12 protein-coding genes and 1 pseudogene (1 of these 13 running past the window's edge) are annotated in these 14,897 nt (G+C 44.3%); 1 reads left to right on the forward strand and 12 read right to left on the reverse strand.

Annotated elements, in window-relative coordinates; genetic code table 11:
• Positions 1-897, reverse strand: the 5' portion of a protein-coding gene (locus DQQ01_RS14195) for a DUF5711 family protein (RefSeq protein ID WP_242980416.1). Its footprint begins 75 nt before the window's first position; the window shows 897 of its 972 coding nt (coding positions 1-897); it begins with the start codon at positions 895-897; its stop codon lies beyond the left edge, outside the window.
• A 46-nt stretch (positions 898-943) separates the two neighbouring features.
• Complete coding sequence (locus DQQ01_RS14200; RefSeq protein WP_111920524.1) at positions 944-2,260, reverse strand: LysM peptidoglycan-binding domain-containing protein; 1,317 nt, start codon at positions 2,258-2,260, stop codon at positions 944-946.
• Between the two features lie 171 nt (positions 2,261-2,431).
• On the opposite strand from DQQ01_RS14200, the pseudogene yyaC reads away from it, so the two are divergent.
• Positions 2,432-2,902: pseudogene (gene yyaC, locus DQQ01_RS14205) on the forward strand (spore protease YyaC); the annotation flags it as partial.
• Positions 2,903-2,976: 74 nt separating this feature from the next.
• Here the strand turns inward: yyaC and DQQ01_RS18275 are convergent.
• The 10 genes from DQQ01_RS18275 to DQQ01_RS14255 all read right to left on the reverse strand — a co-directional run bounded on the left by DQQ01_RS18275 (position 2,977) and on the right by DQQ01_RS14255 (position 14,890).
• Positions 2,977-3,675: an HD domain-containing protein gene (locus tag DQQ01_RS18275; RefSeq protein ID WP_242980419.1), complete on the reverse strand. Its 699-nt coding sequence runs from the start codon at positions 3,673-3,675 to the stop codon at positions 2,977-2,979.
• Between the two features lie 113 nt (positions 3,676-3,788).
• A complete protein-coding gene (locus DQQ01_RS14215; RefSeq protein ID WP_111920525.1) occupies positions 3,789-4,727 on the reverse strand; it encodes a transketolase family protein in 939 nt (312 codons plus the stop codon).
• The gene (locus tag DQQ01_RS14220; RefSeq protein WP_111920526.1) at positions 4,715-5,554 is read right to left on the reverse strand and encodes a transketolase; all 840 of its coding nucleotides are present in this window, start codon (positions 5,552-5,554) and stop codon (positions 4,715-4,717) included. Before DQQ01_RS14220 ends, DQQ01_RS14215 begins: the two co-directional genes overlap by 13 nt.
• A 69-nt stretch (positions 5,555-5,623) precedes the next feature.
• Positions 5,624-6,277, reverse strand: coding sequence for a fructose-6-phosphate aldolase (fsa, locus tag DQQ01_RS14225; protein WP_111920527.1), 654 nt, complete (start codon positions 6,275-6,277; stop codon positions 5,624-5,626).
• A 228-nt stretch (positions 6,278-6,505) separates the two neighbouring features.
• Positions 6,506-7,591 (reverse strand): LacI family DNA-binding transcriptional regulator, encoded by a 1,086-nt coding sequence (locus DQQ01_RS14230; protein ID WP_111920528.1) that lies wholly within the window; start codon positions 7,589-7,591, stop codon positions 6,506-6,508.
• Entirely contained in the window at positions 7,588-8,187 is a 600-nt protein-coding gene (gene recR / locus DQQ01_RS14235; RefSeq protein ID WP_111920529.1) for a recombination mediator RecR, read from the reverse strand. Before recR ends, DQQ01_RS14230 begins: the two co-directional genes overlap by 4 nt.
• Positions 8,188-8,217: 30 nt before the next feature.
• Positions 8,218-8,574, reverse strand: coding sequence for a YbaB/EbfC family nucleoid-associated protein (locus DQQ01_RS14240; RefSeq protein WP_111920530.1), 357 nt, complete (start codon positions 8,572-8,574; stop codon positions 8,218-8,220).
• Between the two features lie 12 nt (positions 8,575-8,586).
• Complete coding sequence (gene dnaX / locus DQQ01_RS14245) at positions 8,587-10,245, reverse strand: DNA polymerase III subunit gamma/tau (protein ID WP_111920531.1); 1,659 nt, start codon at positions 10,243-10,245, stop codon at positions 8,587-8,589.
• A gap of 21 nt (positions 10,246-10,266) precedes the next feature.
• Positions 10,267-11,346, reverse strand: coding sequence for a 6-phosphofructokinase (locus DQQ01_RS14250; RefSeq protein ID WP_111920532.1), 1,080 nt, complete (start codon positions 11,344-11,346; stop codon positions 10,267-10,269).
• Between the two features lie 172 nt (positions 11,347-11,518).
• Positions 11,519-14,890 (reverse strand): FtsX-like permease family protein, encoded by a 3,372-nt coding sequence (locus tag DQQ01_RS14255; RefSeq protein WP_111920533.1) that lies wholly within the window; start codon positions 14,888-14,890, stop codon positions 11,519-11,521.
• Positions 14,891-14,897: the final 7 nt, after the last annotated feature.

The following is a 14,897-nucleotide window of genomic DNA, read 5'->3' on the forward strand; positions in this document are numbered from 1 at the left end:
AAAGGTACTGACAATCTCCGCCTCTGTCTTTTCATTCATCTGCTCCTTTGGAGTACCTGAACCTTTAAAAATGGAATAGCCGTCATCACGGATAGCCACTGCAGACTGATTAGTAAGGTACAGAAGCTGGGGAACCACTGTGTTCTGATATGTAAATTGTGCCACAATGTTGTCTTCCTTATTCTGCCCTTCATCTCCAAAATTATAAAAAATCACCCTGCTGGATATATCACCTTTATTCACAAACAAAAAACTTACTGCTATAATTTCTCCATTTGGAGAAATTGCCATGTCCAGCGGATAGCCCGGATTATCTGCTCTTGTCTGATTTTCAGCAATGGTGCTTCCGTCTGAAGCATAATAATTAATCCAGGTCTTTTCGCCGTCCTCCAGCACTGCGGCTACAGAACCAACTTCTGTAATTTCCGCCTGAAGAATGGGAAATTTTGTTTCCAAAGGTCCTACAGGACCTTCTTTCCCTAAAATATACATATTTGTTCCCTTTTTATCAAAAATAACTGCTTTTTCGCCTCTGACTGCTGCACCCGGATTACTCATTTCAAAGGTCTGGTTCCACAAAACCTTCTCTGACTGGGACATCAGCGCTGCGCCGTCATCTCCGTATTTCAAAAGACAATCTCCCAACTGTACATAACTTGCAGACTGTGTATCCTCATTCTCCGCAGAAGATATCACTTCATATTTGTGATAAACATGATATTTGATTCCAAAAATCACTGCTGCTACCAACAGTACAACACCGCCTGAAATCAGCAGGGATTTTTTTATTCTGACCTGAGTCAGACGCTTTAATCTGCTCTTATAAAGTTCCACTACTTTATTATTTTCCGATGGTTCCTTTTTCTTTCTCTGCCTCATGTATTGTTTTAGATTCATAAATCTCTTCCTTACCGTATTTTTAGGCTAAGTATAACACAATTATTTATGGGAGTAAAATTTTTTGTCCCGGATAAATCAAATCTGTTTCTGCCAGATTATTCAGGCTGCAGATTTCTTTGATTTTCTTTGTATTTCCATAATTGCGAATACTGATTCTGGTAATGGTATCTCCCGGCTGAATGGTATAGGACTGGTGTACTTGCCCTGCGCTTTGAGCTGTATCTGTATCCGCAGCACTGCCTGCTTTATCTTCTGCTGTTTCCTGCTTTGATTCTGCAGAAGAACTGTCCTGTTTCGAAGCTGCTCTCTCTTCCCCTAAAACCGCCTCGTCTTTTTCTATTTCACCGGAGGTCTGTTCATCAGTGCCTCCCTGCCCGGAAGGTGCGCTCTGTTCTTTTCCGGCTGTCTGGCTATCCGCAGAGGAGGCTGTACCCTGATCTGCCCGGAAATTCTCCTTCTCTGCTTCAGACTCTGGATTCTCTTCCTTCTTGCTGCTGTCTGCCATTCCATTTACAGGCGTTACCTTTTGCAGCTCTTTTGCCTCCTGTTTCTCTTCCAGACCTGCCATAACCTCTTCTGTACTTCTCAGCTTCTGATAATCATTTAAGTAAAGCACACCTACAGCCAATACGGCCGCAGCTGCACAAATGCTGGCTGTGCGAAAAAGAGGGAATTTCTGTTTTTCCTCTTCTTCCTTGCCTTTTTTCTCCACTTTTTTTCGGAAACTGGATACTGCAGAATCATCCACTTCTTCAGTTTTATGCTCTGCCTTCTCGTTTTGTGCAATAAGAAAATTCCGCATAGGCTCATTTTTCTCATAATACACATAAAATCCTGATTGACGGGACATTCTTCCCTCTTCATAACGGTAAAATGCCTCTTCCTTTTCCAAAGGCTCCATGACAAACAACACCTTGTCATTCCCGCCGAAATGGTTGAGATGAGTCTGGCAGATAACCTCGTGCAATTCCATGGCACAACCTGGAATGGACAAAAACCAGCCCACAACCTCCTGATCCGGGAAATATTCCTTGTTCTTTTCGTATACATGATTCCAGATTTCCTGGGTAAAGGTCAGATGCTCCTCCGTCACCTCCATATTGGGAAGTGCAACCGCACTTTTGATAAAAAGATACGCTGCTCCGTCCTTCCAGTTTGCCTGTCCCAGCAATATGGCAGCAATTCCTCTGTGTGAATTTTCAGAAGAACTTCTACAAAGATAAGTATACGCATAATCTTCTATATAGATTTTCTGTGTTCCGCTGATTTCTCCTATCTGGCGTATATTATTGGGAATCCGGAAAAATTCTTCATTCCCCTCGGGCTTTTGTTTTTCCTTTTCATAAACAATTTCTATCATAGAATCAGTCACCCCTTTTGAAAAGAGAATAACATACTTGCCCTGCGAAATTTATCATATTTCGGGCGTAATTCTATTTTTTTACCGACAAATTTTCTTAAAAATCCACAGGATAAAAGCAAAAGAAACGGACAGAATAAGAACATCATCGTCAGGAAAGGATAGAAATGTATGTCACAGATTCAAAATCAGACTTATTATATAGAAAATAAAAATACGGGAGCAGATACCCGGCTTGGCACGATTCTTTTTGATTTGTTCAGCTCCTGTGAAAAAAATTTCAGCGAGCTGGTGATTCTCTGCATTGGCAGCGACCGGATTACCGGGGACAGCCTTGGTCCACTGGTGGGACACAGCCTGTCCCGATTTTCTCTGGCACATACCTGTATATACGGAACGCTTACCCGTCCGGTACATGCCCTGAACTTAAATGAAACAGCAGAAATGCTGGATAAACGGCACCCTGACAGCCTTATTCTTGCCATTGACGCCTCCCTTGGTTCAAAAAAGCACCTGGGCTTTCTCACAGTATCGCCTACGGCCTTAAAGCCCGGTCTTGGTGTCCGCAAAAAACTTACGCCTGTGGGCGATATCTCCATCACAGGCATTGTAAATGTATCCGGAACCTTTGATAACTTTCTGCTGCAGACCACCCGGCTAGCCACAGTGGTACAACTGGCTGATTCCATTGTATCCGGAATCCTTCTGGCTCATCATCAGTATTTTGCACCCCGCTTTTTTCCGGCTGTGCCTTCCTTCCAGCGGTCTGAAGAACGAACTCGTAATTTCGCAAAATTTGCTCCTCTGTCCGCTGCTGCTACCTCTTTGCCAAAGGGCAGAACATAATCCTCATACTTATAGTCTTCCCCAAAGACACGGCGAACCAGACGTTTCATAAAAAGATACGCTCCCTTTGGGAACCAGACCTTGTAATAATACCGTCCGATTTCACAGGTGCCGCAGTACTTATCTGTCAGAGTAATAATCCAGGTTTCCCAGTGAGTCGGCGGTATGGGCGTTACAGGAAACATGTGCTTTACAATCATTTCTTCCTCAAGGGGATTCAGCTTAAAATACTTTTTTGCATTGTGAAGCGCCCGATGAGGGTGGGTCATGGCGTGAACGGGATCTCCTGTTTTCTTGCGGTGTCCCCGCCAGTCATACAAAAACAAATCGTGAAGCATACCTGCTCTTGCTGCACTTTTTGCATCCAGATTAAAGAATTTACAGATTCGGTAATTGTAATATGCCACATTCAGACAGTGCTGATAACAGCTTGTTTCACAGTGATGTGGAAATTTTTTCATTTGCAGTACATATGGGTGATGCACCAAATCTTTGATATATCCGTAAAACTCTTCATTTCCCGGATCTTTTACAGTACGTTTTCTCCCCCTTTGTTTTCTTCTTATCATATTTTCACTCCCCTTTGTTGACCTTTTTTGTTAGGTTTGATTCTACTCTATTTTTCTATATTTGTAAAGGGGGCCGGCACACAAATCCCATGCGCCAGCCCCCTTACAGGAGTTTATACAAAATCTTTAATTTTCTTATAAATGCCTTCTGCATCTAAACCGTATTTTTCTAACAGCTTCACTGCAGGACCGGATTCTCCAAACACATCGTTGACACCAATACGCAACATTTTTGTTGGTGCTTTTTCAGAAAGAACTTCTGCAACTGCACCGCCAAGTCCACCGATTACAGAATGCTCTTCTACGGTCACTACCTTACCTGTTTCTCTGGCTGCTTTTACAACCAGTTCTTCATCCAGAGGTTTGATGGTATGAATATTGATAACCTTTGCATCAACGCCGTCTTCTGCCAGCTTTTCTGCGGCCAGAAGAGCCTCGTTTACGCAAAGACCTGTAGCAAAAACAGTTACGTCCTTACCTTCTCTTAAAACGATTCCTTTTCCGATTTCAAACTTGTAATCCGGTCTGTCGTTAATAACCGGAACAGCCAGTCTGCCGAAGCGCAGATATACAGGGCCGTCATGGAGATACGCTGCCTCTACGGCTGCTTTGGCTTCCACATCATCAGAAGGATTCAGAATCACCATACCAGGAATCGTTCTCATAAGTGCAATGTCTTCATTACACTGGTGTGTTGCGCCGTCCTCTCCTACTGAAATACCTGCATGTGTTGCGCCGATTTTTACATTTAAATGTGGGTATCCAATAGAGTTACGCACCTGTTCATAGGCACGTCCTGCTGCAAACATGGCGAAGGTACTTGCAAAAGGAACCTTTCCGGTTGTGGAAAGTCCTGCTGCAATGCCCATCATATTTGCTTCTGCAATACCGCAGTCAATGTGACGTTCCGGAAAAGCCTTTTGAAAGGTTCCGGTTTTGGTAGCACCTGCCAGGTCTGCATCTAATACTACCAGATTGTCATATTTTTTGCCTAATTCTACTAATGCGTTTCCATAACTTTCTCTGGTTGCGATTTTCTTTACTTCTGACATAATGCTTCACCTACCTTTTCCAAATCTGCCATTGCGATTGCATATTCCTCGTCGTTTGGCGCTTTTCCGTGCCAACCTGCCTCATTTTCCATAAAGGAAACATCTTTTCCCTTTACGGTTTTCATAACAATGGCAACCGGTTTGCCTTTTACTGTCCTTGCCTCATCAAAGGCTGCTTTTAACTGGTCAAAATCATTTCCGTCTTCCACATTGATTACATGGAAATTAAATGCCTCAAATTTCTTGTCAATAGGATATGGAGAGCATACATCTGCAATGTTTCCGTCAATCTGCAGACCGTTGTTATCCACAATAGCAACCAGGTTGTCCAGTTTTCTGTGTCCTGCAAACATTGCTGCTTCCCAGACCTGTCCTTCCTGAATTTCTCCATCTCCCAACAGAGTGTATACACGATAGGAATCTCCGCTCATTTTTGCTGATAATGCCATTCCCACTGCCGCAGAAATTCCCTGTCCTAAAGAACCGCTGGACATATCCACACCTGGAATGTGTTTCATATCCGGGTGTCCCTGCAGATAAGAGCCGATATGACGCAGAGTCTTCAAATCTTCTACCGGGAAATAACCTCTGTGTGCCAGAGTAGAATATAAGCCCGGCGCTGTGTGTCCTTTGGACAATACGAAACGGTCACGGTCAGCTTTCTTTGGGTTTTCAGGGTCAATATTTAATTCTTCAAAATACAGATAAGTAAATAACTCGGCTGCAGAAAGTGAGCCGCCCGGGTGTCCGGCTTTCGCAGAATGGACAGCAGTCACAATACCCTTACGGATTTCATTTGCCGTCTTCTGAAGTTCTAACTTGTTCATTATTTTCCTCCTGATTGTTTTCGGTTCGATGTTATTATAACAGATGATACCAGGTCTGCCAACCTTGAATTATTCCCCGAATACAGCGATATAGTCCTTCTTAAATTTCTCAATTCCGGCATCTGTCAATGGGTGCTGTATCATTTTCTCTAAAACTCCATATGGTACGGTTGCAATATCAGCACCTGCTAAAGCGCACTGTGTCACATGGATTGGGTGGCGAACACTGGCTGCGATAATCTCTGTAGAGATATCGGCTACTGCAAACATGTCTGCAATGGTTTCAATCAGTTCTACGCCATCTGTGGAAATATCGTCCAGTCTGCCAAGGAACGGAGATACATACGTTGCGCCTGCTCTTGCTGCCAGAAGCGCCTGATTTGCAGTAAAAATCAGAGTTACGTTGGTTTTAATACCCTCTGCGGACAAAACCTTGACTGCTTTTAAGCCTTCTGCAGTCATAGGAATCTTCACTACCATATTCGGATGGATTGCTGCAATTTCACGTCCTTCTTTAATCATACCTTCTGCATCTGTTGTGGTTGCCTTTACCTCACCACTGATGGGTCCGTCTACAATTGAAGTGATTTCTTTAATTACCTCGTTGAAATCTCTGCCTTCCTTTGCAATCAGAGAAGGGTTTGTGGTAACTCCACAGATAATCCCCATATCATTAGCTTTTTTAATGTCTTCTACCTTTGCAGTGTCAATAAAGAATTTCATAATAAATACCTCCGTTTTCCGCATTTTCACGCGCTTTTCTTTTGATATTTACAGTGTAACTCTTAACTCTTTTCTCTGCAAGTGCTGCAATTTTTATTAATCATTTTATTTATTAATAATATCGGGTTTTATAAATAAAAAATGAATTTTTCTCTTTCATTTCTGTGTTTATGCCATTTACTGTCGTCTTTGACATTCTATTATTACTAATAATTTTTTAATTTTTATTTAATTAAAATTCTTTGCATAGGCTGTGGTTTTGCGGACAATAAGCTTTGGCTCATATTCAATATGATAGGTGCTGATTGGCTCTGTTTCGGAGTAAGCATTGCCCGCGGATTCGATTTTTCGCATAATAATATCGCAGGCATCTCTTCCTTTAAGGGGAACGAAATGTTCAATGGTAGTAAGCGCCATATGGGACATACCGGAAAAAATAATATTGTCACAGCCAATTACGGAAATATCTCCCGGCACCTTATATTTTTCTTCCTGCAGGGCATCAATAATCCCAAAGGCAATCATATCGTTTAAGCCTGCAATAGCAGTTACGGGACTTCCCTCTGCCAGAAGCTCTTTTGTGAGATTATAGCCGATGCGATACTCGGAATCAATGCGGGGAAGCACCTCGTCCCAGTGATCGTCCGCTGCCTTTATGGTAACGGAATCCTTCAGACCTGCTCGTTCAAATTCCCGGACAAAGCCACCTGCACGACGGGAACGCTGCTCCTGCCGCTTGGTAAGAGGCGGGGCAATAAATGCCACCCGGCGGTGTCCCAAATCCAGCAAATGTCTTGCCATAAGACGCCCTACCTTTGTGTTATCCTGATTAATGGCATCAACCTTTACCTTGTCCCGGTTGCTGATAACTACAAGGGGAATTTTAGATGCCAGTTCCTCCACCTCCTCCATAAAAGCATTGCTGGGATTGCAGGTATAAATAATACCTGCCGGAGATACGCTGTACATCATGCGAAGATACTGCTCTTCGATTTTTAATTCCCTTTGTGTATTGCACACAAAAACACCGTAGCCTTTTTCCTTTGCCACGGTTTCAATTCCCTGTAAAAGCATTACATAGTAAGGGTTTGTCAGGGTAGGACAGAACACCACAATCAGGCGGCTGTTTTTGCTGTTTTTCCGGCTTTTCCTGCCCGGAAGGGTATAACCCAGCTCCTGTGCCGCCTGCTCTACTTTCTGTATGGTTTCCTTTGAAAAGGATACGTTGTATTTTTTGTTCAGTACCATGGATACGGTTGCCTGAGATACCCCGGCAGCCTTTGCAATATCCGTAGAGGTTACCTTTTTTCTCATAGTTCCACTCTGCCTTCCAGCGCTCTTAACAGTGTGACTTCGTCAATATATTCCAAATCTCCGCCTACCGGCACACCGCTGGCAATTCTGCTTACCCTGATTCCTGTAGGTTTAATTAGCTTACTGATATACATGGCTGTAGTTTCTCCCTCCAGACTGGAATTAGTGGCAATAATCACTTCCTCAATCTCCTCTTTGGTAATTCTCTGCATCAGTTCTTTGAGCCTGATATCATCAGGGCCAATACCCAGCATGGGGGAAATGGCGCCGTGCAGCACATGGTAAACCCCGTCAAACTTTCCTGTTTTTTCATAAGCTGCCAAATCCCGGGTGTTCTCCACCACCATAATGACCTGATGATTTCTTTTGGGATTTTTACAGATAGGACAGATTTCCTGATCTGTCAGGGTATAGCAGCACTTACAATACTGCACATTTGCCTTGGCATTTACAATGGCATTTGCCAACTGATCCACCTGATCCTTCGGCATGTTTAAAACGTGGAACGCCAGGCGCTGTGCGGATTTCGCACCAATGCCCGGCAATCTTGAAAATTCTTCTATCAATTTATTAATATGACTGCTGTAATATTCCAACTCTTTCACTCCTTCGGCACAGGGTTTCCCTTAGAATGGGAAACCGCCGCCTAAGCCGCCCAGACCGCCTGTCAGCTTGGACATCACGGCTGCTGATTCTTCTTCCATTTTACGCAGCGCCTCATTGGTTGCCGCTACAATCAAATCTTCCAGCATTTCGATATCATCGGGGTCTACCACTTCTTCTGCCAGCTTTACTTTCAGCACTTCTTTTTTACCGGAAACGGTAACTTCTACTGCACCGCCCCCTGCTGCTGCTGTAAATTCCTTTTCCTCCAGAGCTTTCTGGTTTTCTTCCATCTGACGCTGCATTTTCTGCGCCTGCTTCATTAAATTATTCATGTTTCCCGGCATCATACCGCCTGGAAATCCTCCTCTTTTTGCCATAATGAAATCCTCCTATTCTTCATCTTCCATATCTTCTACTGTAATTTCCATATGCACATTTTGTTCTAATAATTCGTCTACGGAAATCTCAGCCAGACCGCCCTGGCTTTTGCCGGACTCGCTGTCTTTTAAAATCATTCTAATTTCTACATCTTTTCCTGTTTTCTTCTGCACTGCCTGCTTCAGCATTTCCAGATTCTCAGGATTGTCAATGCAGGTCTGTGCCAAAAAATTGCGAAATTCCACATAAAGCACAGGTTCACCTGTATTGCCGTCATATTTGGGTGTGGACTCCAAAAGCATACGCTGCAAAAGTCCTTTGGTTTCACGGATAATGGAATTCCAGTTTTTGCGGATATACTGCAAATCCTCCGGGGCTGCTTTTTCCGGCTTCTGTCCAGGCTGGATATTCTGCATAGAATTTTCCGTACCTATGCCCGCATCAAATGTTCCTGCTTCCGGGGGATAACCCGGCATCTGTGACACTCCCTGAGGAAAAGGCGCCTGTGCAAACACACCCTTTTCCAGTTTTTCCTCCAACACGCGCACCCGGTCATATAGGGAATCCAGATTGGTTTCCATAACTGGCTGGCACAGTTTAATCAGGGCAATCTCCACCAGAACCCGCTTCTGAGAAGCATATTTTATCTGGTTAGACAGCTCAGAAAAAATGCGAATATAGCGCATAAGGGTTTCCGCGTCTGCCATGCAACTCTCTTCCTTCATTCTGGCAAGAGTTTCTGCCGAGGCGTCCACAGCCTCCTCTGCATTATCTGATGTGGCAATCAAAAGCAGATTTCGCAAATACCAGATAAAATCTGTGACAAACTGACTCATTTCCCTTCCCTGAATAAGAATGTCCTCCAGGGTTTTCATTGCCCCTGCGGTATCCTGGGACAGAATTTTCCGCAAAAGACCGCTGAACACTTCTGTATCCACTGCCCCCAGATTTTCCAGTACCTTTTCATAAGTCAGGGTTTCCCCCAGATAAAAGGCAATACACTGGTCTAAAAGGGAAAGGGCGTCACGCATGGAACCATCTGCAACCTTGGCAATATAACGGATTGCCTTTTCCTCCACATCATTGCCTTCCTTTTTCATTAATTCCATAAGCCGGGCAGCAATGGTATCTGCTGTAATTCTCCTGAAATCATACCGCTGACACCGGGACAGAATCGTAATGGGAATCTTGTGCGCCTCCGTGGTTGCCAGTATAAAAATAACATAAGAGGGCGGCTCCTCCAGTGTCTTCAACAGCGCATTAAAGGCGCCGGTAGACAGCATATGCACCTCGTCTATGATGTACACCTTATACCTGCCCTGGGTGGGACGATAGGCAACCTCTTCCCGGATTTCCCTGATGTTATCCACACCATTGTTGGACGCTGCATCAATCTCAATCATGTTCATAGAAGTGCCTTCATTAATCGCCCGACACGCCGCGCATTCGTTGCAGGGACTTCCATCTATGGGGTGTTCACAATTTACTGCCTTTGCCAGAATTTTGGCAATGGTGGTCTTACCGGTTCCTCTTGTCCCGCAGAAAAGATATGCATGTCCGATTCTATCAGCTTTTATCTGATTTTTCAATGTTGTTACAATATGTTCCTGTCCTTTTACGTCTTCAAAGTTCTGGGGACGGAACTTACGGTAAAGAGCTGTATAGCCCATTTGTAAAATCTCCTTTTTTCCTTAATCTCCAAAGCTGATGCCAATGCGCTTTGCATCTTCTACCAGCTGGTCTGTGGGCGATACCATTTTCAGTTTGCCTGCACATTCTCCCAAAGGCACTTTTTTTACTTTTCCATTAATAATGCCCACCATATAGCCATAATCCTCTTCCAGAATCAGCTTGGCTGCCTCTGAGCCCAGACGGGTAGACAAAACACGGTCATAAGGACAGGGACTTCCGCCTCTTTGCATATGTCCCGGAATGGTAATACGAATATCCAGATTGAGCTTTTTCTGCAGCTCATCTTCCAGCTGGTAGGCAATAGAAGGGTATTTCTTTCTATATTCTTCCTGTTTTTTCTTCCATTCCTTCTTAGACAGCTTTGCATCTTCTTTGGAAACAGCGCCTTCTGCCACTGCCAGAATGGTAAAGCCTTTTCCGGCGCGGTTTCTCTTATTAATCGCTTCTACAACTTTGTCAATATCGTACGGAATTTCAGGAATCAGAATAATGTCTGCTCCTCCTGCGATTCCTGCATGAAGGGTCAGCCAGCCCACTTTATGTCCCATAACCTCTACAATAAAAACACGGCTGTGGGAGGCTGCTGTGGTATGAATACAATCAATGGCATCTGTGGCAATGTTGACCGCACTCTGAAATCCAAAGGTCATATCCGTACCCCAGATATCATTGTCAATGGTCTTTGGAAGATGAATAATATTCAGACCTTCCTCTCTCAACAGATTGGCTGTTTTCTGTGTGCCGTTTCCGCCCAGAATTACCAGGCAGTCCAGACGCAGCTTGTGGTAAGTCTGCTTCATGGCTTCCACTTTATCCAGACCTTTTTCATCCGGCACACGCATAAGCTTAAAAGGCTGGCGGGAAGTTCCTAAAATCGTACCGCCCCTTGTAAGAATGCCGGAAAAATCCTTTGCAGATAACATTCTGTAATTTCCGTAAATCAGTCCTTTGTAGCCGTCGTCAAAACCATAAACCTCTAACTCATCCAGATTCGCGGTGAGTCCCTTTACTACACCGCGCATGGTAGCATTTAATGCCTGGCAGTCGCCACCGCTTGTAAGTAAACCGATTCTCTTCATAAATTCCACTTCCTATTCTGTGTTTTTCTCTGTAATGGTGCTTCTACTTTTTATCTCTGATATTTTCAATTATATAATATTTCAGGAACAGGAACAACTGAAAGTTTTGGCTTTATGGAAAACAAAATTTCCCATAAAGTAAAGAAGCTGCCGCACAAGCGACAGCCCTTCCTTATTCCACACTCTTTAAAGATTCCACCATATCAATCTTCTTCAGTTTAAAATACATAACGCAGTTTACAAATACGGAAAATACACAGGTCAGCGCCGCGCTGTATAAAAAGCTCAGTGGTTCTATGATTCTGGTAAACATAACATCGTCAATTTCTACTGTAGTAATTACATACCTGTGAAGCACAGCCCCCAGCACAATTCCAACAATAACTCCAATGATGGTCAGAAGGATATTTTCTCTGTATACATAAGCGGAAACCTCTTTATCGTAAAAGCCCAGCACCTTAATGGTTGCCAGCTCTCTTCTTCTCTCTGTGATATTGATATTATTCAGGTTATACAAGACCACAAAAGCCAGGAGTCCGGCAGAAACAATCAGCACCACAATGACAATATCCAGGCTTTCCAGCATATCGTCCAGGCGGCTCTGGAAGTTGTAGGTATAGGATACGTTCAGCACCGCGCGGTTGTCCAATATCTTTTCTCCTGTTTTTGTCAGTTCTTCTTTATCCTCTGACTTCATCTGAAAATAGAAGTTATTGACTTCCATAGGTTTTCCGTACAGCTTCTCATAGATTTCCGGGGAAATATAGAGATAGTGTTCCATGTAGTTTTCGCAGATTTGAGTAACGGTCAGTTCTTTCTTCACACCCTCTTCTATTTCTACGGAAATAGTATCTCCTTTTTCTACATTCATCAGCCTGGCAGCCTTTTCTGTAAGAAAGACATCGTCTTTTCCCAGTTGATAAGCTTTATGTGTTCTTCTGTCCCGGAAACTCAGAAATTTCTCGTTTTCCTCTCTGTTTAAAGGCGCATACAGGTAAACCTCTTTTTCTGCATTTCCCTTTTCTGCATTTACTCTTTTCAGATATCCCTCTGAAACCGCTTTGACTTCTTTATCGGTCTGCAGATATTCTCTTAATTTCTCCTTGTCCTTCTTATCCCCGTCTTCGTCCAAAATGACCATTCCGTCATAGAGCTGCAATTCCTCATACTGAATCCTGGCAATGGAAAAAATAGAATCTCTCAGCCCAAATCCTACAATCATCAGCGCCATACAGCCTCCAATGCCAAATACGGTCATAAAGAACCTCTTTTTGTAACGAATCAGATTGCGAATGGTAGATTTCCAGATAAAGCCCAACCTTTTCCAGATAAAGGGAACTTTCTCCAAAAAGACTCGTTTTCCCTGCTTTGGCGCGGGCGGACGCATAAGCACTGCGGGCTGGGACGCCAACTCCTTGTAGCAGGCCAGCACAGCAGCCGCTACAGTACACACCAGTGCAGCTCCGGTTGCCATAATTCCGTACTCCCAGTTATAAGGAACCTTGACATCCGGCATATGGGTGTACATAATCTTATAGGCCGTTACTACAATGTAAGGAAACAGCTTTTCTCCTATCAGCACACCTGCCATACTTCCTCCAAGTGTTGCCAGGAGGGCATAATTTAAATACTTTCCAGCTATACTGAATTTGCCATATCCCAAAGCCTTCAGCGTACCTATCTGGGTTCTCTGCTCTTCCACCATACGGGTCATAGTGGTAAGGCTGATAAGGGCTGCCACTACAAAGAACAAAAGCGGGAACACTTCTCCAATGGCACGGATACGGTCTGCATTATCCCCATATCCGCTATATTCCGGAAGAATACTTCGGTCTTCCACATACCAGTCTGCATCTTCGATATCTTTTATCTTCTCCTCTGCGTCCCGAACCTCATCTTCCCCGTCTTTTATTTTCTCTTCAGCCTCTTTTTTGCCCTCTTCATATTCCTTTTTAGCATCAGCAAGCTTTTGTTCATTTTCCGCAATTTCTTTTTCCGCCTTTTTTATCTCTGCTTCGCCTGCATAGACCTCGCTCCAGCCTGCATCAATCTGCTGCTGACCTGCATCTGCCTGGCTCTGCCCTGCGGCAAGTTCCTCCTCGCTGGCAGCAAGCTGGGCTCTGGCACTTTCAATGGCTGTTTTTCCTGCTTCCAGCTGTGCCTTTGCCTCGGCTGCTTCCTGCTGCTTTACATTCAATTCCTCTTCTGCTGCAGCAAGCTGATTGGCTGCCTCCATAAGCCTCGGCTCTGTCTGGGCAATTATCTGCTGCAGCGCTCCTATCTGCACCTGCACTTCTGCTGCCTCTTCCTCGGAAAGCATACCGGAATCCAAAGACGCCTGCAAAACAGCCAGCCAGTTTTTTCTTTCTGCAATCTGGGCTGCCTCGGCTTCATACTCTGCCTTTCTTTCATTCAATCCTTTCCAGGCTACGGCAAGCTGGGCTTCGCCTTTCTCTATTTCTTCCATACCGGCTTTGTACTGCTGATTAAACTCTGCTTCCTTTTCGGCGAATTCTGCTTTGCCCTCTTCCAGTTTTGCCCAACCCTCAGCAAGCTGGCTTCTGGCTGCGTCTACCTCCTCCTGGCTGGCGTAAAGCTGATTTCTTCCGTCCTTTACCTTTTTCTTTGCAGCGGCAAGAGCATTCTTTCCGTCCTGAAGCTGCTTTTCACCGTCTTCTATCTGCTTTTTGGCTTCTTCCAGTTCTTCCTTAGCCTCTGCTTTTCCCTCTTCCAGGTCTTTCTTTGCTTTATCTAACTCTTCTTTTGCCTCGTTTCGGATTTCATCTGCCCGGAGTTTTCCCTGCTCTTCTCCTATGGCTTCTATTTTTTTCTGTACCCCGGCAACCTTCTTTTCGTACTCATGGGTAAATGCAGTCAGCTCTTTGGCTCCTTCTACAGAAACATAACATTCTGTATATACGTCCAAAGCGAAATCTTCCGGCAAAACAGCCAGAAAGCCGTTGACCTCCCCGTTTCCCACCGTACTGCTGCCCCGGCTGAAGGATATATAGGAAGAACTGCTGCCGCTTCCTACAATCTCAAAAGTGTCGGTCTGAAAGGTATCGGTTACAGGGTCTTTGGTTCCGCTGATAAGCTGAATTTTATCTCCGACCTTCATGTCAGAATTTTCCAGAAAATCCTGGTCTATCAGACATTCTCCCTGCTTTTCGGGCATACGTCCCTGGGCTATGGTGTACTGGTTCATGGAATCCAGGACAGAGGAAACATGAAGCACCTTCTGATTGCCCTTTGTCTTTACAAGCACATCTGCAGAATAGCCCGGTTCAGCCTTTTCTACTCCTTCTATCTGACGGATTGCCCGGATATTTTCTTCAGACAGCCCCAGAGTTCCCATAACCTGAATATCCATAAGCTGCTTGCGGTCAAAATACGCATCTCCCGAATAACGCATATCCGGTTCAGAAGCGCGGATTCCCGAAAAAAACGCCACTCCCATTGCCACAATAAAGAAAATAGATAAAAACCTTCCCTTACTCTTTCGGATTTCCATAAAGAAATCTTTTCTCATTGCACGTTTTTTCATGAGCTTC

The sequence above is a fragment of the Blautia argi genome (assembly GCF_003287895.1).
GTDB lineage: Bacteria > Bacillota > Clostridia > Lachnospirales > Lachnospiraceae > Blautia > Blautia argi.